Annotated in this window: 16 protein-coding genes and 1 pseudogene; 11 read left to right on the forward strand and 6 right to left on the reverse strand. The window is 70.5% G+C overall.

Annotation, left to right across the window (positions count from 1 at the left end; translation table 11 throughout):
* The first annotated feature begins 15 nt into the window (after positions 1 to 15).
* Entirely contained in the window at positions 16 to 654 is a 639-nt protein-coding gene (locus tag Aph01nite_RS29140; RefSeq protein WP_204044222.1) for a hypothetical protein, read from the forward strand.
* A gap of 134 nt (positions 655 to 788) precedes the next feature.
* The gene (locus tag Aph01nite_RS29145) at positions 789 to 2369 is read left to right on the forward strand and encodes a caspase family protein (RefSeq protein ID WP_204044223.1); all 1581 of its coding nucleotides are present in this window, start codon (positions 789 to 791) and stop codon (positions 2367 to 2369) included.
* Between the two features lie 144 nt (positions 2370 to 2513).
* Here Aph01nite_RS29145 and Aph01nite_RS29150 read toward each other — a convergent pair whose 3' ends face one another.
* Positions 2514 to 3341, reverse strand: coding sequence for an alpha/beta fold hydrolase (locus Aph01nite_RS29150; RefSeq protein WP_204044224.1), 828 nt, complete (start codon positions 3339 to 3341; stop codon positions 2514 to 2516).
* An 81-nt stretch (positions 3342 to 3422) separates the two neighbouring features.
* Complete coding sequence (locus tag Aph01nite_RS29155) at positions 3423 to 6158, reverse strand: helix-turn-helix transcriptional regulator (RefSeq protein WP_204044225.1); 2736 nt, start codon at positions 6156 to 6158, stop codon at positions 3423 to 3425.
* Between the two features lie 143 nt (positions 6159 to 6301).
* Here Aph01nite_RS29155 and Aph01nite_RS29160 point away from each other — a divergent pair, with 143 nt between their 5' ends.
* A complete protein-coding gene (locus Aph01nite_RS29160; RefSeq protein WP_204044226.1) occupies positions 6302 to 7036 on the forward strand; it encodes a hypothetical protein in 735 nt (244 codons plus the stop codon).
* Here Aph01nite_RS29160 and Aph01nite_RS29165 read toward each other — a convergent pair.
* Positions 7033 to 8169 (reverse strand): ROK family transcriptional regulator, encoded by a 1137-nt coding sequence (locus Aph01nite_RS29165; RefSeq protein ID WP_204044227.1) that lies wholly within the window; start codon positions 8167 to 8169, stop codon positions 7033 to 7035. The genes Aph01nite_RS29160 and Aph01nite_RS29165 overlap by 4 nt on opposite strands.
* 129 nt (positions 8170 to 8298) lie before the next feature.
* On the opposite strand from Aph01nite_RS29165, the gene edd reads away from it, so the two are divergent.
* From edd to Aph01nite_RS29185, 4 genes are all read left to right on the forward strand, one after another.
* Positions 8299 to 10119 (forward strand): phosphogluconate dehydratase, encoded by a 1821-nt coding sequence (gene edd / locus Aph01nite_RS29170; protein ID WP_204044228.1) that lies wholly within the window; start codon positions 8299 to 8301, stop codon positions 10117 to 10119.
* A complete protein-coding gene (locus Aph01nite_RS29175; RefSeq protein WP_204044229.1) occupies positions 10120 to 11079 on the forward strand; it encodes a glucokinase in 960 nt (319 codons plus the stop codon). It begins immediately after the preceding gene.
* Positions 11076 to 11720, forward strand: coding sequence for a bifunctional 4-hydroxy-2-oxoglutarate aldolase/2-dehydro-3-deoxy-phosphogluconate aldolase (locus Aph01nite_RS29180; RefSeq protein ID WP_204044230.1), 645 nt, complete (start codon positions 11076 to 11078; stop codon positions 11718 to 11720). The genes Aph01nite_RS29175 and Aph01nite_RS29180 overlap by 4 nt, the downstream gene beginning before the upstream one ends.
* A gap of 270 nt (positions 11721 to 11990) precedes the next feature.
* Entirely contained in the window at positions 11991 to 12908 is a 918-nt protein-coding gene (locus Aph01nite_RS29185) for a tachylectin-related carbohydrate-binding protein (RefSeq protein ID WP_204044231.1), read from the forward strand.
* Here Aph01nite_RS29185 and Aph01nite_RS29190 read toward each other — a convergent pair whose 3' ends face one another.
* Both Aph01nite_RS29190 and Aph01nite_RS29195 read right to left on the reverse strand, forming a co-directional pair.
* Positions 12909 to 13931 (reverse strand): LacI family DNA-binding transcriptional regulator, encoded by a 1023-nt coding sequence (locus tag Aph01nite_RS29190; RefSeq protein ID WP_204044232.1) that lies wholly within the window; start codon positions 13929 to 13931, stop codon positions 12909 to 12911.
* A 10-nt stretch (positions 13932 to 13941) separates the two neighbouring features.
* The gene (locus tag Aph01nite_RS29195) at positions 13942 to 15558 is read right to left on the reverse strand and encodes a glycoside hydrolase family 13 protein (RefSeq protein ID WP_204044233.1); all 1617 of its coding nucleotides are present in this window, start codon (positions 15556 to 15558) and stop codon (positions 13942 to 13944) included.
* A 410-nt stretch (positions 15559 to 15968) separates the two neighbouring features.
* Between Aph01nite_RS29195 and Aph01nite_RS29200 the strand changes: the two genes are divergently transcribed.
* A complete protein-coding gene (locus Aph01nite_RS29200) occupies positions 15969 to 17267 on the forward strand; it encodes an ABC transporter ATP-binding protein (protein WP_204044234.1) in 1299 nt (432 codons plus the stop codon).
* A 5-nt stretch (positions 17268 to 17272) separates the two neighbouring features.
* On the opposite strand, the gene Aph01nite_RS29205 is transcribed toward Aph01nite_RS29200, so the two are convergent.
* Positions 17273 to 17899, reverse strand: coding sequence for an ACT domain-containing protein (locus Aph01nite_RS29205; protein WP_239162069.1), 627 nt, complete (start codon positions 17897 to 17899; stop codon positions 17273 to 17275).
* 301 nt (positions 17900 to 18200) lie between these two features.
* Here Aph01nite_RS29205 and pulA point away from each other — a divergent pair, with 301 nt between their 5' ends.
* The 3 genes and pseudogenes from pulA to Aph01nite_RS42820 all read left to right on the forward strand — a co-directional run bounded on the left by pulA (position 18201) and on the right by Aph01nite_RS42820 (position 21317).
* Entirely contained in the window at positions 18201 to 20750 is a 2550-nt protein-coding gene (pulA, locus tag Aph01nite_RS29210) for a pullulanase-type alpha-1,6-glucosidase (protein WP_239162070.1), read from the forward strand.
* Between the two features lie 33 nt (positions 20751 to 20783).
* Positions 20784 to 21029: pseudogene (locus Aph01nite_RS42815) on the forward strand (carbohydrate binding domain-containing protein); the annotation flags it as partial.
* Complete coding sequence (locus Aph01nite_RS42820; protein WP_507762537.1) at positions 21030 to 21317, forward strand: carbohydrate-binding module family 20 domain-containing protein; 288 nt, start codon at positions 21030 to 21032, stop codon at positions 21315 to 21317.
* Positions 21318 to 21519 lie beyond the last annotated feature (202 nt).

Raw genomic sequence — 21519 nt, forward strand, 5'->3', positions numbered from 1 at the left:
CCATAGGGTTGAATCATGTTCTTCGAGCCCCCACCGGCACAGGAAGAATCGGCACGCCCACCCAAACCAGGCCTTCCCTCCTGGTACGCCCCGCCGGCCGAGGAAATGGGCGCGGTGATCGCCGGCGGTCTCATACTGGCCCGCACCCCGGACATCGCCATCGCCCTGCCGGCGATCCAGGCGTTCAGCACCGGCTGCCTGATGAACGTGGACCTCGTCATGAGGCGGCGAACCCTCTCCCCCGGCGACTTCCAGGCGCTCATGCTGTCCGTGTATCCCCATATGGTCACCGGCGTGACCGCCGATCACCTGCCGGACAACCTCCTGCGTTTCGGCACCCGCTTCGCCGACGGCACCAAGACCACCACCGTCGGCCAGCGTTTCGACAGAGCGGACCTCCCCCAGGACCCCCCGCCGGGCCCCCGGCTTTCCTGGCTGCTGGGCGGTTCCTCGATGCGCAGCGGCGACGACGTGGGCCTCATCACCATGGGCCTATGGCTCTGGCCGCTACCACCCCCCGAAACCTTCGAACTCGCCGTGGAATGGCCCGCGAGCGGTATCAACCTGACCCTCACCGATGTGGACGGCACAGCCATCGTGTCCGCCGCCCAGCACTCGATTCCCTACTGGCCTGATTCCACGCGGAGCGCATAAGACGAACCAGACGATTCCTGAGAGAATTCAGGGGGGCCGCCGGGGCCCGTGCCGTTGACATCGCGCCCGGCGGGCAAGGGCGCGCGCCTGCCCGATGGGAGACGGTATGGATGCCGAACCACGGATCGCCGGCGATGACCGTTGACCCGGCCGGGCTACCCGGGTCGCACGCGATCCTGATCGGCGTCTCCACCTACCAGGATCGGCACTTACCGGACATCCCCGCCGCGGCCAACAGCCTCAGGCAACTGGAGGCGGTGCTGACCGATCCGCGGTTGTGCGGCTGGCCCGCCGACCAGGTCACCGTCCTGGCCGATCCGTCCGACAGCCGGGCCGTGGCCGTACGGATCCGGCGGCTGGCCCAGGACACCACCGGCGTGCTGCTCCTGTACTACGTCGGGCACGGCGCCATCACCCCCGGCGGTGAACTCTGCCTGACCGTCGCCGACACCGACGCCGAAGCCCCCGACCTCACCGGTGTCGAGTACGCCCGGGTGCGTGCGGCCTTCCACGACAGCCCGGCCCAGGTCAAAGCCGCCATCCTGGACTGCTGCTACTCCGGCCGCGCCATCGAGACCCTCGCCGGCGAAGCCGACGTCGTGGCCGACCACACGGACATCCGGGGCGTCTACACCCTGACCGCCAGCGATCTGGCCGCTCACGTCCCGCCTCCCGGGGAGCAGTCGCACGCCTGCACCTCCTTCACCGGCGAACTGGTCGACCTCATCCGGACCGGCATCCCCGGCCAGGGCGACCCGCTCACGCTGGGCGGCCTGTACCTGGATCTCCGCCGCCGCCTGCGCGCCCGCGAACTGCCCGCGCCGAATCAGCGCGGCACGGACACCGCCCACGGCTTCGCCTTCACCCGCAACGCGGCCTCCGGCCGTACCGGCCCGCCTTCGGCACATGGCCGGCTCCCGCTTCCTCCGCGACGGTCCGTGCCACCTGTCGTCGAGTACCACCAGAGGGCTCCGGATAACGCGGCCGCCGCGGGCAAATACGAAAGCTGGATCGGTGCGGGCCTGGTCACCGGCGGCCTGGGCGCGGCCTTCGGGGTCTTCGAGTCGGTCCAGTTCTGGCGTTCCATCGTCCCGGGATCGCCGGAATCGGAGAACACGCTCGCGACAGCCATCTGGACGTTCGCCTCCGTGATCATGATCGGCTGCGGTGCGGCGATGCTCGCGTACGGCGCCGCCTGGCGTCCCGCCGCGCCGGCCGGGTTCCGTCCCGCCTACCGGTCGCGCCTGGCCGGCGGCGCCGCGGCGCTCGCGGGCGGCGCGCTCATCGCGGTCATCATCGCCGGAGCGCTCATCGTGGGCCTGCAGACCGGGGGGCTGGACCAGTACTCCTTCCATTTCACCCATCTCCTCGTTCCGATGTGGCTGATCGGAATGTCGGCGAACGGGTGGAACGGCCTGGCGGAGTACGTCCGCGGCCTGCCCCGGCTCATCGTCGACGCGAAGGGAGTGACGGCGGTCACGATTCGGAGCGGCTGGATCACCATCCCTTGGAGTGGCGTCCGCGATGTCGATCTCAGCCTGGTGGGGTCGAGCCTGTCCCTCGTCGTACGGCTGTCCGGCGGCCCTCCATCCCCGGAGTCCCGGGAGGCGCAGTTGTGGAACGCGGATCTGCAGGCTCTCGTCCTGAACGGATTCGATCCCCTGCGCGGCCGGCACGACCGCATCCTCACCGCGTTCCGGCACCACATGCCCTGACCCGCCGCTCAATACACTTCTTCATCTGTTCGCCCCGGTTCGTCTCGGTTTAGCCGTAGGGCGTTCCACGGAGTTCCGGACGGCGCCCGGACCGGAACACGCGCCGGCCCGTCCGGCGGCGCGTGTCCCGTGCGCCGGGAAGCGTCAGGCGTCGACGAATTCGAGGAGGTCGGCGTGGAGGCGGGCGCGGTCGGTGTCGGGGAGGGCGTGGCCGCTGCCCTCGTAGACCTTCAGGACGGCGCCGCCGATCATCGCGGCCGAACGTTTCCCGCCGACCTCGAACGGCACGATCTGGTCGTCGTCGCCGTGGATGACCAGGGTGGGGACGTCGATCCTGGCCAGGTCCGGCCGGAAGTCGGTGGCCGAGAACGCCGCGACGCACTCGTACGCCCCCCGGTGCCCGCACGCCATGCCCTGCGCCCAGAACGCGTCCCGGAAGCCCTGGGCGACGCCCTGCCCGCGGTTGTGCCCGAAGAACGGGCCGTCGGCCAGATCGCGGTAGAGCTGGGACCGGTTCGCGGCCTCGCCCGCCCGGATCCCGTCGAAGACCTCGATCGGCAGGCCCTCGGGGTTGTCGCCGGTCCGCAGCATCAGCGGCGGCACGGCGCTCACGAGGACGAGCCTGGCGACCCGGCCGCTGCCGTACCGGCCGAGGTAGCGGACGACCTCGCCGCCGCCGGTCGAGTGCCCGACCAGGGTGAGGTCCCGCAGGTCGAGGTGGTCGATCAGGCAGGCCAGGTCGTCGGCGTAGGTGTCCATCTCGTTGCCGTGCCAGGTCTGGGACGAGCGGCCGTGGCCACGCCGGTCGTGGGCGACGGCGCGGTGCCCGTGCCGCGCCAGGAAGAGGGCGGCCGCCTCCCAGGCGTCGGAGTTGAGCGGCCAGCCGTGGCTGAGCAGCACCGGGGAACCGTCGTCGTTCCCCCAGTCCTTGTAGAAGATCCGGGCACCGTCATCGGCGGTGACGTAGGGCACCGTGGCCTCCTTCGGCTCGATCGAGTGGGTCGAGCCTGCTCCCGGCGCCGGTCCGGCGGACCACGTGAATCGCGTGGTCGCTCAGTCGTCCTCCGCCCTCAGCTTGTCGGCCAGCTGGCGGCGTGAGGAGATGCCGAACTTCTGGAACACCTTGCGCAGGTGGTAGTCGACCGTGTTGGCGCTGATGAAGAGGTTGGCCGCGATCTCCGGGTTCGTGTGCCCGGTCGCCGCCATCCGGGCGACGGTCAGCTCCTGCGTGGTCAGATCGGGCGCGCCGGTGGCGTTGCGGGCGGCCGGTTTCAATCCGGCGGCCTCCAGTTCGGCGCGGGTCCGCGGCAGGAACATCCCGGCGCCGCTGCGTTCGAAATGGTGGATCGCCAGCTGGAGCTGCTCGCCCGCGTCCCGGCGGCGTCGCGTCCGGCGCAGCCACTCGCCGTAGAGCAGATGGGCGCGGGCGAGCTCGATCTCCGCGCCGGTCCGCCGGAGTGTCTCCACCGCTGCGGCGAAGTGCGCTTCCGCCACCGAGTCAGCGCTGGTCAGCGCCTGGGCGCGGGCGGCGACCCCACGGCACCACAGGGAGCCGTTCGCCGCCGCCAGGTCCACCAGCGAGTCGGCGTACGGCTCGGCCTCCCGGGCGTGCCCGCTCCGGACCGCGGCCTCCGCGAAGTCGGCGTACTGGGTGGGCGTCACCTGGAGGAACGGGTCCCGGATGAGCGGCTTGAGGCGGTCGTAGGCGTCGCGGTAGTTGCCCTCGGCGAGGTCGCGGAGGCCGACGGCCGCGCTCGCGGAGGCGCCGACGCCCCCGAAACCGACCGCGTTCGCCCCGTCCGCGATGGCCAGCACGAGATGGCGCGGCGCGCCGGTCCAGGCCATCAGGGCGGCGTTGATCACGTTCTCCGCGTCGTAGCCCATCGCGAGCCGTACCGCCCGGACCTCCTCCATCGAGTCTTCGGCCCGCCGTACGGTGCCGCCGGTCAGCTCGGCGAGCGAGATGATCCACAGCAGCGAGTCGAGCGCCTGGAGCGCTCCGGCGTCACGGGCCGCCGCGGCGGCCCTGGCGAGGCCGGCCCTGCGCCCGGCATCGTCCCACAGGAAGGTGCCCAGCGCCGCGATCGCCGTGCCCATGTGCATCATCTCGCGGTCCGGCAGCTCCAGGATCGCCTCGAACGCCGCCCTGGCCCGGGGCACGGCCTCCGCGTACGGCCGCAGGATGAGGGCCCCGAGTCCGGCCAGGATGGTCGCGTCCAGTCCGCCGCCCGACGACGAGGCCGCGATGCGCCGGCCCAGGTCGTGCCGCGTCACGCCCCGGGTGAGCCGGTCGGCGGTCATGCAGCACTCGTAGGCTTTGAGGAGGGTGCGCTGTTCGCGCTCGGTGTCGAGGCCGCGGAACTCGTCGGCGGCGCGGACGAGTTCGGCCGCCGCGGGCAGCAGCAGCTCCGGGTCCGCCTTGAACATGCCGACCCCGCAGCGGACGACGATCACGCGCCCGCGGTTGACGCGGTCGGCGGCGTCCTCGTCGATCCGTTCGAGCAGTTCGTGGGCGACCTGGACGGCGCCCATCGCGAGCGCGGCCTCGGCCGCGCCCACCAGGCGCGAGTCCTTGACCCGGCCGGGCGGGGTCAGCTCCGCGGCCCGGGTGAGGATGCTCGCCCGGGACGCGAAACCGCCCCGGCGGGCGGCGAGGTCCGCGGCGTGCTCCAGCCGGTCGGCCACGGGCGCGTCCGTGCCCAGCGTGGCCTTCGCGGCGTGCCAGGCCTCCAGCTCGATCATGCCGAGCCGGTCCGCGGCGGCGGCCAGGGCCCGGTGCGCCCGCCTGCGGTCGCCGCCGGAGGAGGCGTTGTAGATCGCGGAGCGCACCAGCGGGTGGCGGAACCTGACCGTGTCGCGCAGTTCCACCAGCATGGCGGTCTCGGCCCGGTCGACGACGTCGTCCCCGAGGTCCAGCGATCGGGCCGCCGCGGTGATGAGGTCGAGGTTGCCGGTGGTGTCGGCGGCGGCCAGGAGCACCCACTGCTGGACCGGGGCGTCCGCCTGCCGTACGCGCTGGGCGTAGTGGGCCTCCAGGCGGCGGCCGACCGGGATGGGGTCGTCGCCGAGGCCGAGCCCGCCGATCTTCCGTGTGGACAGGTCCTCGGCGAGGTCGATGAGGGCGAGCGGGTTGCCTCCCGTGGCCCGGGCGATCGCGGCGGCCGAGGCCGGGTCGATGGGGGCGGCGAGCGAGCGCCTGAGCAGGGCGGTGGCGGACTCCTGGCCGAGCCCGGCGAGCACGAGTTCGGGCACGCCGCCCATGCGCGCGGCGAACCCTTCCTCGTCGCGGGCGGCGAACAGCATCGCGACCGGTTCGACGGCGAGCCGCCGGGCCACGAAGGCCATGACGTCCAGGCTCTCCTGATCCAGCAGGTGCGCGTCGTCCACGGCGCACACGACCGGCGTCCCGCCCGCGGCGGCGGTGAGCAGCCCGAGCACGCCCAGTCCCACCAGGAAACGATCGGGCGGCGGGCCCTCGGCGAGGCCCGAGGCGACCTGGATGGCCTGCTGCTGGCGCTCGGTCAGGGCGGGCAGGTACGCGCTCAGCGGGATGGTCAGCCGCTGGATGGCCGCGAAGGGAAGCGTCATCTCCGACTCGAACCCGTCCAGCCGCAGCGTCGAGAAGCCGGTCGCGGCGGCCGTGACGGATTCGAGCAACGCCGTCTTGCCGATCCCCGGCTCCCCCGTGATCAGAATCGATCCGCCGCGGCCGTTGCGCGCGTAGCCGAGCAGCACCCCCAGCCGTCGCCGCTCGTCATCACGCCCGAAGAGCCCCGAATCCCCGATCACGAAGACGACATTAAGCTCAGATCCTTCCGGTGGAGATGAACATCCCGGGGATCACCCCCGAAAGCCCCGAAACGATCGTATCCCCGCCACCCGGGCCACGGCCTGACAGCGCGACAGCCCAATAGTGTCATCCCGTGCGATCAATGGACGAGTTGCGCCGGCGCTGGCTGGAGGCCGCCCACCACCTGATGACCCGGTCCGGGATGATGGCCAGGAGCGGCCCGGAGATGGAATCCGTCGCCGGGAACCTCCTCGCGGACCTCTGTTTCGCCGACGAGCGCGACGACGAACTCGAAGCGATCAGGCACCTGCTCTCCCGCCGGTACGGCAAGTACGGAGTCCATGGCCCCTTCGCCGCGATCTTCGGGCGCGAGAACCGATGCACGGGCGAGGTGGCCACCGTCTACGGCGAGCAGTTCCACCGCCTCGGCTACCTCGAAGTCGACCGCGAACTCGGCGCATCCGAATGGCAGGCTCTCCTCGCCGACATCCCCGGACGGTTCGAGAGCAAGGACGTGCGCCGCAGCGAGGTCGAATCCCGCTACGGCCCGCCCAGCATGGTGGTGGACCGCCGCATCCTCTGCTACGCCTCCGCGTCGGGCGGGTGGGCGAGCTTCGACTCCTGGGAATCGACCGCCAGGTATTACGACAACGGCGCGTACCGGTTCACGTCCGACGACGACCCGCTCATCCGCCTTGTCCGCGTCCCCGCCGACGACTTCGAGGACGGCATGATCCTCACCCTCTACGGCAAGGTGCTCCGCTGGGGCCCCGGCTGGTGGATCCACCATCCGGGCCCGGACGCCTCGGCGGAGTCGCTCGCGATCGCCGCCCAGCTGCGATCCGTTGAGAACCCGCTCTTCGGCGACAGCCTCTAGATGGCCTCCGGGGCGAGGATGCGGTCGGTGACGAGGAGGGCGGAGCCGGTCAGACCGGCGGCGGGGCCCAGGCGGCTGCGTTCGATGCGGAGGGTGCGGGTGGCGAGCTGGGTGGAGCGGCGGTAGACGACTTCGCGGACGCCGGAGACGAGGGGCTGGAAGACCTCGGCGACGTCGCCGCCGAGGACGACGACGGACGGGTTGAGGAGGTTGACGGCGCCGGAGATGACTTCGCCCAGCCAGCGGCCGGCCTGGCGGACGACGGCCATGGTCTGGGCGTCGCCGGCGCGGACGAGGGCGGTGACGTCGGCGAGGCTGTGCACGTCGCGGCCGTTGGCGCGCAGGTCGCGGAGGATGGCCGTGCCGCTGGCGACGGAGTCGACGCAGTCGATGTTGCCGCACCGGCAGAGCACGCCGCCGCCGTCGCGGACGGGGATGTGGCCGATCTCGCCGGCCGCGCCGAGGGCGCCGCGCAGGATGGAGCCGCCGGAGATGACGCCGGCGCCGATCCGGGTGGAGACCTTCACGAACAGCAGATCGTCGAGCTCGGTGGCGTACGCGACGCGGTGCTCGCCCATGGCGATCACGTTGACGTCGTTGTCGACCAGGACGGGCACGGGATAGCGGGCCGCGATCAGCGGCGGGATCTCCACGCCGGTCCAGCCGGCCATGACCCGGGCCGACTCGGTGCGCCCGGCCGCGAACTCGACGGTGGCGGGCACGCCCAGGCCGATGCCCACGACCGGCGCGCGCCCGTTGAGCAGCTTGTCCCAGGTGTCCATGACGAGCGGAAGCACCACCCCCGGGCCTTCCTCGACGTCGATGACCACTTCCGTCCGGTCCAGAATCGCCCCGGACAGGTCACAGACCGCGATCTGGGTACGGCTCGCGCCCAGCGACGCCACCGGCACGAACCCCCCGCGCGCGTTGAACCGCAGCCGCACCGGCGGACGCCCCCCGGTGGACGGCCCTTCCGCGTCCTCGGCGACGAGCCCGCGCTGGAGCAGCTCGGTGACCCGGTGCACGACGGCGGGACGGGACAGGCCGGTCACCCGGCCGATGTCGGCACGGGTCACCGCCTCCCCGCTCCGGATGAGCTGGAGGACCTCGCCGGTCGTGGCTAGACGTGTCATCACGCCGAAGCTAAGCACATCAACGAACCAAAGTTCAACGACTTTTTCATTCAGAGTTACAAAACTTCGCTTGAAAGGACACATAACTTCGCGCTACTGTCCCTCCTGTCGCATATGTCAGGAGCCCCGATGCACCCGATCGTCCAAGAGGTCACCGAGCGGATCAGGAGTCGCAGCCGCGCGAGCCGCGCCGCGTACCTGGCCCTCGTCGACCAGGCCGCGGCCGAACTCCGGAGCGCGGGCTCCGCGCGAGGCAGGCTGCCCTGCGCCAACCTCGCGCACGGTTTCGCCGCCGCCGAGGGCGACAAGCCCGCCCTGCGGGCCGCCGTACGGCCGGGCGTCGCCATCGTGACCTCGTACAACGACATGCTCTCCGCGCACCAGCCGTACGAGACGTACCCGCAGGAGCTGAAGCGGGCCGTCCGCGCGGCGGGCGGGGTGGCGCAGGTGGCGGGCGGCGTGCCGGCCATGTGCGACGGGGTCACGCAGGGCCGGGCCGGCATGGAGCTGTCGCTCTACAGCCGCGACGTGATCGCCATGTCCACCGCCATCGCGCTGTCGCACGACATGTTCGACGCCACGCTGCTGCTCGGCGTCTGCGACAAGATCGTGCCGGGGCTGCTCGCCGGAGCGCTCCGGTTCGGGCACCTGCCCGCCATGTTCGTGCCCGCCGGGCCGATGACCTCCGGCCTGCCCAACAAGATCAAGGCGCGGGCGCGGCAGAACTTCGCCGAGGGCAAGATCTCCAGAGCCGAGATGCTGGACGCGGAGGCGGCGTCGTACCACTCGCCGGGGACCTGCACGTTCTACGGCACGGCCAACTCCAACCAGGTGCTGGTGGAGGTCATGGGCCTGCACCTGCCGGGCGCGACGTTCGTCAACCCGCGCACCGAACTGCGCCGGGCGCTCACCGAGGCCGCCGGGAAGCGGATCGTGGAGCTGACCCCGCACGGCGGCGAGTACACGCCGATCGGGCACGTCGTGGACGAGAAGGCGATCGTGAACGCGGTCGTCGCGCTGCTGGCCTCCGGCGGCTCCACCAACCACACGATGCACCTGGTGGCGGTGGCGTCGGCCGCCGGGATCGAGCTCACCTGGGACGACATGGCCGACCTGTCGAAGGTCGTGCCGTCGGTGGCGCGCATGTACCCGAACGGGCAGGCCGACGTGAACCACTTCCAGGCGGCCGGCGGCATGGCCGTGTTCGTCGGCACGCTGCTGGACGCGGGGCTGCTCTGGAACGACGTGCTGACCGTGGCCGGCCGCGGCCTGGACGCCTACCGGGCCGCGCCCGAGCTGAAGGAAGGCCAGGTCGTCTGGACCGAGCGGACCGAGGGCAGCAGCGATCTAGACGTGCTTCGCCCCGCGAGTGAACCTTTCTCCCCCGACGGGGGGATTCACATGGTCTCGGGCAATCTGGGACGCGCGGTGAGCAAGGTGTCGGCGGTCAAGCCGGAGCACCTCGTCATCGAGGCCCCGGCGAAGGTCTTCGACGACCAGCGGGACCTGCTCGGCGCGTTCGAGCGGGGCGAGCTGGACGGCCAGGACTTCGTGGCGGTCGTCCGCTACCAGGGCCCGAGCGCCAACGGCATGCCGGAGTTGCACAAGCTCACACCGCCGCTGGCCGTCCTGCTGGACCGGGGGCAGCGGGTCGCGATCGTCACCGACGGCCGCATGTCGGGCGCGTCGGGCAAGGTCCCGGCCGCGATCCACCTCTCCCCCGAGGCCGCCGACGGCGGCGCGCTGGCCCTCCTGCGTGACGGTGACCCCATCCGTCTCGACTCGGTCACCGGCACTCTCGACGTGCTGACCGATCTGTCCGGGCGCGCTCCGGCAGGTTCCCCGCCCTCGACTGACAAATGGGTGGGAACCGGGCGCGAGCTTTTTGCCGCCTTCCGTCGTACGGTTGGACCCGCGGAACGCGGTGCCAGCATCTTCGGAGGGTCCTAAGTGAGCTACCCCTGGCTCGTCGCCGACATCGGCGGCACCAACGCACGTTTCGGAATCGTCACCCAGTCCGGCGCTCAGCCGGAATCGGTGGCCGTCCTGAACGTCGCCGAGCGACAAGGCCTAGCCGATGCCGTAGCCGCCTATCTCGCAGACCATGCGGGCGGAGTTCGGCCGGGGGCCGCGTGCCTGGCGATCGCCGGACCGGTGAAAGGAGACACCTATCGCCTCACCAACGCGGGCTGGACCGGCTCGGTCGCCGAACTGGGCATCCCGCACGTCGAACTGCTGAACGACTTCGAGGCCCTGGCGGTCTCGCTGCCGCATCTGGCCGGCGACGACCTCACCCCGCTCGGCGGGCCCGCCCCGACCGCGGGCATGGTCAAGGCCGTGCTCGGCCCGGGGACGGGGCTCGGCGTGGCCGGCCTGGTCCCGGCCGGCTCCGGCTGGGTGCCGGTGCCGGGCGAGGGCGGGCACGTGTCCGTCCCGTGCGTCACCGACCTGGAGTTCGAGGTCGTACGGGCGCTGCGCGCGGACGGCCTGCCGTACGTGGACGCGGAGCACCTGCTGTCCGGGTCGGGGCTGCCGCGGCTCCACCGGGGGCTCTCGCTGGTGCGGGGCATCAAGACGGGACGCAAGACGGCCTCGGAGATCGTGGCCTCGGAGGACGCGCTGTCGGTGGAGACGGTCGAGGTGTTCCTGGCCCTGCTGGGCGGGTTCGCCGGGAACGTGGCGCTGACGCTGGGCGCGCGCGGCGGCGTCTACCTGGGCGGCGGCGTGCTGCCGAGGATCGTGGGACGGATCAGGGACAGCGAGTTCCGGGCCCGGTTCGAGCAGACCAGCCCGGCGCTGATCGACTACCTGGGCCCGATCGCGACCTCGCTGATCGTGGCCGAGCAGCCCGCACTGACGGGGGCGACGGCGTGGCTCGCCCAGCGGGCCGGTAGCGTGGAGCTCGTATGAACGGCACTTCTGGCAGCATTCCGGACAGCATTCTCGACATCGCCCCCGTCATCCCGGTCGTCGTGATCGAGGACGCCGAGACCGCGGTGCCTCTGGCGCACGCGCTGGTGGCGGGCGGCCTCCCGGTCATCGAGGTGACCCTGCGCACCGAGGCGGCGCTGGAGTCGATCCGGCGGATCGCCGCCGAGGTCCCGGACGCGGTGATCGGCGCGGGCACGATCCTGTCCCCGGGCGACGCGGCGCGGGCGGTCGAGGCGGGTTCCCGGTTCCTGGTCTCCCCCGGGTCGACGCCGTCGCTGATCGACGCGATGGCCGGGACGGGCGTGCCGTTCCTGCCGGGCGTCGCGACCGCGTCGGAGGTGCTCGGCCTGTACGAGCGGGGGCTGCGGGAGATGAAGTTCTTCCCGGCCGAGCCCGCGGGCGGGGTGCCGTACCTGAAGGCGCTCTCCGGGCCGCTGCCGGGGGCGCGGTTCTGCCCGACCGGCGGGATCAGGCTGGAGACCGCGTGCGACTATCTCCGGCTTCCTAACGTAGGATGCGTCGGCGGCACCTGGCTGACCCCGGCCGACGCGCTCGCGACCGGCGACTATGCCCGGATCGAGAAGCTCGCGGGGGAAGCCTCGGCGCTCAGACGTTCATGACACCGTAGAAAACGACCCCATAGCACCCCAGACCTCGTCGGCCCACGCCATCCTCCCTCGGCTGGGCCGGCGGCCATGTTCGTGTCCGAAACCCGGAAACACGATCATGGGTATCGGGCCCGTGACTCCTAACCGGAAAAGTCACGGGCCCCCTCATTTCCCGGCGAATTCTCGCGAAGCCCGCAATCATCAATAATTGCCTTTCCGGCCAGCGCGGCGCACGGTGTTCGGCTTTCATTGGCTTCGAAGCCGTCGTCGAGCGAGGCGAGAATGCCAGTACAGAAACGCCGGAAGCGCCGATCCCCTCCCGCGGCGAACCCTGCTCCGGCATCCGGCAGACGGAGGGTCATCTTCTGGGCCTGCGGATCGGTCCTGGCGCCTCTGCTCGTCGGGATCCCCGCCTTCCTGCAGTCCGCCTCCGGCACGGACCAGGCCCGTCCGCCGGGGCTTTTCCAGGACCAGCGGAAGATCCTCTACACCGGCCGCGGGACGATCTTCGCGGTGGACCGGGACGGCGTGCTCCGCCGTTTCCAGCACACCGGATATGAGAACGGCGAAAAACGCTGGAGCACCCCGCCCGGGGTGAAAGTGGGCGAAGGCTGGCAACGTTACGTCTGGCTCGTCTCCGGAAACCCGGGCACTCTGTACGCGGTGGACGCCGAAGGACGAATGTTCCTTTTCGACGATTTATCCCAGGAAATGGATCCGGACGACGGCAAATTCGTGAAAGCCGGACTGCCGGAGTTCAAGAGCTTCACCGGGGCGTACGACGTCTTCTACGGCCTGCGGGAGGACGGCGGGATCTGCTGGTTCCGGCATCTCGGCGGCGCCGAGTGGACCAGCCCCGACTGCACGCTCGTGAAGACCGGCATGCGCGGGTACGACCGCCTGGTCGCCACCGGTCACGGCGTCGTGTTCGCCGTCACCGCGGCGGGCGACCTGCGCTGGTTCCGGCACCTGAACAGCACCCTCGGCGGATCCTCCTGGGAGGGCGACCACCTGGCCCCCAACGCCACGGGCTGGTCCGGCTTCCTGGACGTGACCTCGCTCAACGGCGTCGTCTACGCCCTCGACCAGGACTACGCCCTGCGCTGGTACCGGTACGACATCCCGCAGGTGTACAAACGCGGCGGCTCCGGCTGGCGAGGCGGCGGCCCGCAGTTCCCCGCGACGGGAATGACCCGCTGATCAGCGGTTGACCAGCGGACCCGACCCCGTGGAGCCCCGCACCACGAGCTCCGGCTGGAACATCAGCTCCAGGTTCTTGGCGGCCGTGCCGGAGATCACGTCCAGCAGGGTCTCCACGGCGGCCGAGGCCATCGCGCCGATCGGCTTGCGCACGGTGGTCAGCGGCGGGTCGGTGAACGGGATCAGCGGCGAGTCGTCGAACCCGACCACCGAGACGTCGCCGGGCACCGACAGGCCGCGCTCGCGGGCGGCCCGGACCGCGCCGAGCGCCATCAGGTCGCTGGCGCAGAAGACACCCGTGCAGCCCCGGTCGAACAGCGCCCCGGCGGCGGCCTGCCCGCCCTCCACGGTGAACAGCGAGTGCTGGACCAGCTCGGCGGTGTCGGTGACCCCGAGCAGCTGCGCCATCACCTGCCGGAACCCGTCGATCTTCCTGATCACCGGCACGAACCTGCGCTGGCCGAGGGCCAGGCCGATGCGCTCGTGGCCGAGGTCCACCAGGTGCTGCACGGCCAGCCGGGTGGCCAGCCGGTCGTCCGGCGAGATGAACGGCGCCGGGATGTTCTCGTTGTAGCCGTCCACCAGGACGATCGGCAGGCCGCGGTCGGTCAGCCGGGTGTAACGATCCATCCGGGCCGTGACGTCGGCGTGCAGCCCGGAGACGAAGACGATGCCGCTGACGCCGCGGTCGATCAGCAGCTCGGTGAACTCGTCCTCGGGCGCGCCGCCGGGCAGCTGCGTGCACAGGATCGGCGTGTACCCGTGCTGGGTGAGCGCCTTCTCGATGGCCTGCGCGAACGCCGGGAAGATGGGGTTGTCGAGCTCCGGGGTGACCAGCCCGATCAGCCCGTTGCTGCGCTGCCGCAGCCGCTGGGGCCGTTCGTAGCCCATCAGGTCCAGCGCGGTGAGCACGGCCTGGCGGGTGGCGGCCGACACCCCCGCCTTGCCGTTGAGCACACGGCTCACCGTGGCTTCGCTGACGCCTGCCTGGGCCGCGATGTCGGAGAGCCGCGCGTTGTTCATGACGGTTACTTTAGACATGCTCCACGGTCCACCACGTGGCCGAATCAGGAGCCAGCCTTACAACATTTCCGGAAATAGCCGGATCTGCGCTCGCGAGCAGCAACTCGCCCGGACGATTCACCTCAATCCAGGCATTCGTCAGATTCGTCAGGCACCTAAACGAATCACCCCGGTCAAAGGCCAGAACGCCGTCCGGAGCCGGATTCCAGGAAAGGTCCCCGTCGCCGAGCGCCGGGTGCGCCTTCCGTACGGCCAGCGCCCGCGTGTACAGACTGAGGGTCGAGCCGGGATCGGCGAGCTGGGCCTCCACGGACAGGTCGCGCCAGTCCCGCGGCACCGGCAGCCAGGTCGCGGTGATGCCCGGCGGGGAGAAGCCGAACGGCGGCTCCTCGGTGGGGCTCCACGGGATCGGGACACGGCAGCCGTCCCGGCCGCTCTCGGCGTCGCGCAGCCGCTGCGGGTCGCACAGCGCCTCCTCCGGCAGGTCGAGCACCTCCGGCAGCCCGAGCTCCTCGCCCTGGTAGACGTAGCTGGAGCCGGGCAGCGCCAGCATCAGCAGGGCCGCCGCCCTGGCCCTGGCGAGACCGGCCGCGCCGCCGCCGTACCGGGTGACGTGGCGTTTGACGTCGTGGTTGGAGAGCACCCAGGTGGCCGGGGCGCCGACCAGCGCGGAGGTCTCCAGCGACTCCTGGATGACCTGCCGGAACCGGCCCGCCTCCCACGGAGTGGTCAGGAAGTGGAAGTTGAACGCCTGGTGCAGTTCGTCGGGGCGGACGTAGTCGGCCAGCCGCCGCTGCGTCGGCGCCCACGCCTCGGCGACGCCGATCCGCTCGCCCGGGTAGGAGTCCAGGATGCGCCGCCAGGCCCGGTGGATCTCGTGCACCCCGTCCTGGTCGAAGTACGGCACGACCTGGGTGCCGATCATCCTGGCCTGCCCGGTGTAGCCCACGTCGGGCAGCCCTTCGGCCTTGACCATGCCGTGCGCGACGTCGATCCGGAACCCGTCCACGCCCAGGTCCAGCCAGAACCGGAGCACGCCGGCGAACTCGGCGTGCACCTCGGGGTGCTCCCAGTTGAGGTCCGGCTGCTCCGGGGCGAACAGGTGCAGATACCACTGCCCGTCCGGCAGCCGCGTCCAGGCCGGTCCTCCGAAGATCGACTCCCAGTCGTTCGGCGGCGCGTCCCCCTTCCCGTCCCTGAAGATGTACCGCTCCCGCGCCGCCGACCCCGGCCCCGCCTGCACGGCCTCCGCGAACCAGCCGTGCCGGTCCGAGGTGTGGTTGGGCACCACGTCCACGATGATCCGCAATCCCAGCCGGTGCGCGTCCTCGATCAGGGCCCTGGCGTCCTCCAGCGTGCCGAAGACGGGGTCGACGCCGCGGTAGTCGGCCACGTCGTACCCGAAGTCGGCCATCGGGGACGGGTAGAAGGGGGTCAGCCAGACGGCGTCCACGCCGAGGTCGGCCAGGTAGCGCAGCCGGCTCCGCACGCCGAGCAGGTCGCCGACGCCGTCGCCGTTGCCGTCGGCGAAGCTCCGCACGTACACCTGGTAGATCACGGCGTCCCGCCACCAGCGGGTCGCGGAGGCCGGTCCGGCGGCCAGGACGTCAGGCGAGAGTGCGCTCATATACGGGTCCCCGAAATCGCGAAGGTCATTTTCCATCATGAAAGACCTTACAGAAACTTGCCGCAAACCCTGCCAAGGTGACGATGCGACACTGTGACATTGGGACATCCCATCACTGGATGATGGATGGGTCTTTTTGGCCGGGAGCAATCAAAGGCCTGTTGAGTCCATAAAGTCTTGTCAAGACCACGCAACACGTGAGTAACCGGTGCGTTCCCTATTTTTCATGGCATGTATGGACATGGACCGTGCCGACACGATGTACTACCTCATCAATCACAACTGACATGGCGGGATCCGGGCATGCGCGCCCGGGAGGAACGAGTTTCCATGATCGAGCGCCGCTCGCGAGGCAATACGGCCCGCGTACAGTGCACGAGCACATCCGTGGCGCCAGGCGAGGAGCAGGCATGAGCACGGTCGTCCTCGACAACGTGACCAAGGTGTACCCCGGGGGATACCTGGCGGTCGATCGCATGAACTTGCGAGCCGAAGACGGTGAGCTCCTGGTCCTGCTCGGCCCTTCCGGATGTGGCAAATCAACACTTTTGCGAATGGTCGCCGGGCTTGAGGAGATCACCGCCGGCGACCTCTGGCTGGGCGGCAAGATCGCCAACCATCTGGCCCCCCGCGACCGGGACGTGGCGATGGTCTTCCAGAACGGCGCCTTGTATCCGCACCGCACAGTCCGCGGGAATCTCTCCTTCCCGCTGGAGATCGCCAAAGCGGACCCGGCCGTGGTACGGGAACGTGTGGTCGAACTGTCGAAGGCCCTGCACATCGACGAGACCCTGGACCGGCGGCCTGGAACGCTCTCCGGCGGCCAGCGCCAGCGCGTCGCGATGGGCCGGGCGATCGTGCGCCAGCCGTCCCTGTTCCTGATGGACGAGCCCCTGTCCAACCTGGACGCGGGCATGCGCACCGAATTACGCATGGAGATCTCGTCCCTGGTGCGCGCCCTCGGCGTCACCACCATCTACGTCACGCACGACCAGGTCGAGGCGCTCACCCTGGCCGACCGGATCGCCATCATGAACCGGGGCGTGCTGCAGGACGTCGGCACCCCGGCCCAGGTCTACAACGACCCGGCCACCGCGTTCACGGCCGCCTTCCTCAGCTCCCAGCAGCTCAACCTGCTGGGTGCTACGGTCCGTACACCCCAGAACCAGTTCATACTCCTGGATTTCGGTACGCACCAGATCACCATGCCCTGGACCGATCCACGTGCTTACGCTGTGTCACAGCACACCGGCAGCCAGATCATCGTCGGCATCCGTCCGGACGGCCTCGCGCCCATGCCCGAGAAGATGGACGGCCCCTGCTTCATGGGCCGCGTACGGACGCTGGAATACCACGGGCACGAATGGCTGGCGTACGTGGAGGCGGGCATTCCGGCTATGGCCGTACCGGAGCCGCCGGACCCGCGGATCCGCAACGGGCACGCCAACGGGAACGGGAACGGCGTCGGGAAGGCGCGGTCGATGATGCGCCGCCTGCTCGGCCCCGGCGAGGAGTTCGCGCAGGCCGAGGCCGCGCCGGGCACCGCCGCCGCGCTCGGCAGCGGCTCGCACCGCCGGGCCGACCTGATCGTCCGCCTCGGCTCCCGCCCGTTCTGGAAGGCCGGCGAGCACGCCCGCGTCGCGGTGGACGTCTCCCGCCTGATGCTCTTCACCCAGTCCGGCGCGCGGATCGACCCGCCCCGCCGGTAATCCCGTCACGCCCGCTGCGCCCCGGCGTGGGCGAGCAGCGCGACCACGTCGACCAGCCGGGCGACACGGTCCAGTTCCGCCTTGTGGAACGCGGGCCCGTCGCGGCGCGCCACCACCAGGTGCACGTCCTCGACCGGCACACTGGCCAGATGCAGGGCGCCCTCGGTGTGCACGGTCGGCCGCAGCGCGGTGAACTTCGCGGCGGGCACCTCCTCCGGCGCCTGCCAGCTGCCGTGCATCACGTCGCCGGTGGCCGCGTCCAGCGCCACCGCCCACTCGGCGCTGACCAGGTCGGGCACCGCGTCCACCAGGGTGATCACCGCTCGGCCCGGGTCGGTCGCGATATGGCCGAGCAGGTCGTAGTCGGGGTTCGCGCCGGGCACCTCCCGGGTCGGCCACGCCGCCTCCACCCGTACGCCGGGCACGACCGAGATGCGGTCGCTCAGCTCGGCGGCGCTGAAGATGGCCGACCAGGAGACGGTGAAGTCGTCGACGGCCCGGCCGGATTCCCGTTCCAGGACGGTGACCTGGAGGATGTCCGCGCCCATCACGCCGAACGCGCGCGCGACCTGGCCGAGCACGCCAGGCCGGTCCGGCAGGGACACCCGTAGCCGCAACAGCACGTCGATCACCTCTCCTTCCACATCCGCATCACGTGAGCGAGAGGGCCCACAGCGATGTGCGTTGGCCACCCCCACAGTGCCGCAGCCGCGTTTCGGCGGTGTTCCAGGGAGATGTCCAGCATAAAGCGGCTATGCACTCGGGGTCCGGTTCGCTTCGACTGCGCCTGGAGTGGTTTCTGAGTCACCCTGTGCCCACCGGGCCATAATCCGCCTGTTTATCCGATTTATCCGGATTATCGCACGGGGTCCATCGGGGGGTGCCGGGGGTCGGCCGTACCGTACGAGGGAATCCTGTCGCGGGAGGGGATTCGTGCTGTCACTGGATCTGAGCAAGTCCACCGCGCACTGGCTCGACCGCGCGACGGTGGCCTGGCGGGGAGAGACGTCCCCCTCGTCGAGGTATGCCCTCGTGTACTCCCCCAAGGCGGACATCGCGTATGACGACACTGGGGATCTGACCGGCGACATCCACCTGATCCGGCTTTCGCCGGGCGCGCTCACCGACGCCCAGCGGGCTGCATGGCCGCATCTGAGGGACTACAGCGCGCTGATCGTGGACCCCAGGGACGCCGGCCTCGTCAAGGACGCGCTGCGATCACAACTGGTGGCGGCTGAGTGGGACCTGTCCGGCGGACTGCTGGCCGCGACCGGCGTGCAGTTCCCCGGCGTGCTGGACGACGTCTACGCAGCGGCTTTGTCCAGCGAGTTGGGCCCAGCCGGGCGCGTGCTGCCGAGGCTCTCGGTGTGGGCCCCGACTGCGCGGAAGGTCGAACTCAGGCTGAACGACCGCGTCCTGCCGATGCGGCGCGACGACTCGACCGGCGTCTGGTCGGTCACCGGCCCGCCCACCTGGTACGGCCGCTACTACACCTACCTGGTGACGGTCGTCGCGGGCGGCGTCCTGGTGACCAACGAGGTCCCCGACCCTTACAGTCTGTCGGTCTCCGCCGGTGGCCGGCGCAGCCACCTGGTCCGGCTGAATGCCTCGGCACTCAAACCGCCCGGCTGGGACAAGCTGGCCAAACCCGCCGCCGTACGCCAGGACAGGGCGATCATCTACGAACTCCACGTCCGCGACTTCTCCGCCTCGGACTCCAGCGTGCCCGCCGCGGAACGCGGCACGTACAAGGCGTTCACCGGCGACGGCGCCGGCATGGAGGCGCTGCGCGGGCTCGCCGCCGACGGCCTCACCCACGTGCACCTGCTGCCCGTGTTCGACTTCGCCACCGTGCCCGAACGGCGGTCCGACCGCGCTGAGCCGGCGTACGACTTCGCGACGATGCCCGCCGACTCCGAGGAGCAGCAGGCAGGCGTCGCCGCGACCGCCGCCACGGACTCCTTCAACTGGGGGTACGACCCGCTGCACTACGCCGTCCCGGAAGGCTCCTACGCCACCGATCCGGAGGGATCTGCCCGGATCCGGGAGTTCCGGGCGATGGTGCGGGCGCTCAACAAGGCCGGACTTCGGGTGATCATGGATGTGGTGTACAACCACACCCACGCCGCCGGGCAGGGCGAGGGCAGCGTGCTCGACCGGGTCGTACCGGGCTACTACCACCGGCTGCTGGCCGACGGCACGGTGGCCGACTCCACCTGCTGCGCGAACACCGCGCCCGAGCACGCCATGATGGGCAGGCTCGTCGTGGACTCGGTCGTGACGTGGGCGAAGGCGTACAAGATCGACGGTTTCCGTTTCGACCTGATGGGCCACCATCCGAAGGCCGGCATGCTCGCGGTGCGCCAGGCTCTGGACGCGTTGACCCTGGCCAGGGACGGCGTCGACGGGAAAACCATTCTCCTGTACGGCGAGGGCTGGAACTTCGGGGAGGTCGCCTGCGATGCCCGATTCGTCCAGGCCACCCAGGGCAATCTGGCCGGGACGGGGATCGGCACGTTCAACGATCGCCTGCGCGACGCCGTACGCGGCGGGGGGCCCTTCGACGCCGACCCCGGCATCCGCGGCTTCGGCTCCGGCCTGGCCGACACTCCTGGCGCTCGCCTGGCCGACGGCGAAGAACTGATCATGCTCGGGCTGACCGGCAACCTGAAGGACTACGTGCTTCCTTCCGGCGAGAAAGGCTCGGAGATCTCTTACAACGGTTCCCCCGCCGGCTACGCCGATTCGCCAGGCGAGACGGTCAATTACGTGGACGCGCACGACAACGAGACCCTCTACGACGCGCTCGCGTACAAACTGCCCCGGGACACTCCGATGGCCGACCGGGTCAGAATGCAGGCGCTTTCGCTGGCCACGGTCATGCTCTCCCAGAGCACCGCGTTCCTGCACGCGGGCACCGAACGCCTGCGCTCCAAGTCACTGGACCGCAACTCCTACGACTCCGGCGACTGGTTCAACCGCCTGCTCTGGGACTGCGCCCAGGGCAACGGCTTCGGCGCGGGCCTCCCACCCAGGCGGGACAACGAAAGCAAATGGCCCTACGCCCGCCCGCTACTGGCCGACCCGGCCCTCAAGCCGGACTGCGCAGCCATCAACACCGCCCGAGACCGCTTCGGCGACCTCCTCAGAGTCCGCACCTCGTCCCCGGTGTTCGGTCTCGGCTCCCTCTCCGAGATCCAGAACCGCCTGACCTTCCCCGCCACGAGGGTCCCCGGCGTCATCACCATGCACCTGGACGCCACCGGCATCGACCCCCGCTGGAAGTCGATCACTGTCATCTTCAACGCGACCTCCCAGACCGCCCGGCAGACCGTCGCCGCGCTCGCGGAAGCCACCGTGACCCTCCACCCCGTCCAGGCCGCCTCCACCGATCCGATCGTCAGACAGTCAACCTTCGACGGAGCGACCGGCACGTTCACCGTTCCCGCCCGGACCGTGGCGGTATTCGTGCGGCCGGCCTGATGCCCCTCTCCCCTCCCTACCGGGGGCGACACCGCTACCATCGTGTACGCCACCTCGTGGACCACGGCGAACATCCACTATCAGCCGTCGGGCGGCTCATGGACGGCTGTACCCGGGGTCGCCATGGACGAGACCGCCCGCACCAGATGGAAGAAGACGACCATCGACCTCGCAGCGGCGGCCGGCCCCCGGGCCGCGTCCGACAACGGTTCGGGAACCTGGGACGACAGCGGTGGCGAAACCCTGACGGCCGGCTACCCCGACGCATCCAATGGAACGGTGTCCGCCAGATTCAGCGCCACAGTCGCCACGACCTGGGGACAGAACGTCTTCCTGGTCGGCAATCTGGTCGCTCTCGGAGCCTGGAACCCCGCCAACGCGGTCCCGCTCTCGGCGGCGGCCTACCCGACCTGGTCGGCTACCCTCACCCTTCCCGCCGGAGCCACAGTCGAATACAAGTACCTCAGGAAGAACAGTGACGGCACTGTGACCTGGGAACCCGGAGCCAATCGCACCTTCAGTGCCCTTCTTGGTCCGCAGGTGAATCGAACCGACACCTGGCGCTGACGCCGCTGGTCCAGGTGGTTCTCCCACCCATCCACCCTTTTTGAGCTGGCGCTCGGCCGCCCCATTCGAGCTGGCGCTCGGACGCTCTTAGGCTGGCGCTCGGCCGCCCCATTTGAGCTGGCGCTCGGACGCCTTTGAGCTGGCGCTCGGACACCTTTGAGCCGGTGGTCGGACACCCTTCGAGCCGGTGCTCGGACTGTGA

It is taken from the genome of Acrocarpospora phusangensis (assembly GCF_016862995.1).
GTDB classification, from domain to species: Bacteria; Actinomycetota; Actinomycetes; order Streptosporangiales; family Streptosporangiaceae; genus Acrocarpospora; species Acrocarpospora phusangensis.

Bases quoted from the DNA above. Each gene is read 5' to 3' on its own strand.
- Aph01nite_RS29140 (WP_204044222.1), top strand. From the start codon at position 16: ATGTTCTTCGAGCCCCCACCGGCACAGGAAGAATCGGCACGCCCACCC.
- Aph01nite_RS29145 (WP_204044223.1), top strand. From the start codon at position 789: ATGACCGTTGACCCGGCCGGGCTACCCGGGTCGCACGCGATCCTGATC.
- Aph01nite_RS29160 (WP_204044226.1), top strand. From the start codon at position 6,302: ATGGACGAGTTGCGCCGGCGCTGGCTGGAGGCCGCCCACCACCTGATG.
- Aph01nite_RS29165 (WP_204044227.1), bottom strand. From the start codon at position 8,169: ATGACACGTCTAGCCACGACCGGCGAGGTCCTCCAGCTCATCCGGAGC.
- edd (WP_204044228.1), top strand. From the start codon at position 8,299: ATGCACCCGATCGTCCAAGAGGTCACCGAGCGGATCAGGAGTCGCAGC.
- Aph01nite_RS29180 (WP_204044230.1), top strand. From the start codon at position 11,076: ATGAACGGCACTTCTGGCAGCATTCCGGACAGCATTCTCGACATCGCC.
- Aph01nite_RS29185 (WP_204044231.1), top strand. From the start codon at position 11,991: ATGCCAGTACAGAAACGCCGGAAGCGCCGATCCCCTCCCGCGGCGAAC.
- Aph01nite_RS29190 (WP_204044232.1), bottom strand. From the start codon at position 13,931: ATGAACAACGCGCGGCTCTCCGACATCGCGGCCCAGGCAGGCGTCAGC.
- Aph01nite_RS29195 (WP_204044233.1), bottom strand. From the start codon at position 15,558: ATGAGCGCACTCTCGCCTGACGTCCTGGCCGCCGGACCGGCCTCCGCG.
- Aph01nite_RS29200 (WP_204044234.1), top strand. From the start codon at position 15,969: ATGAGCACGGTCGTCCTCGACAACGTGACCAAGGTGTACCCCGGGGGA.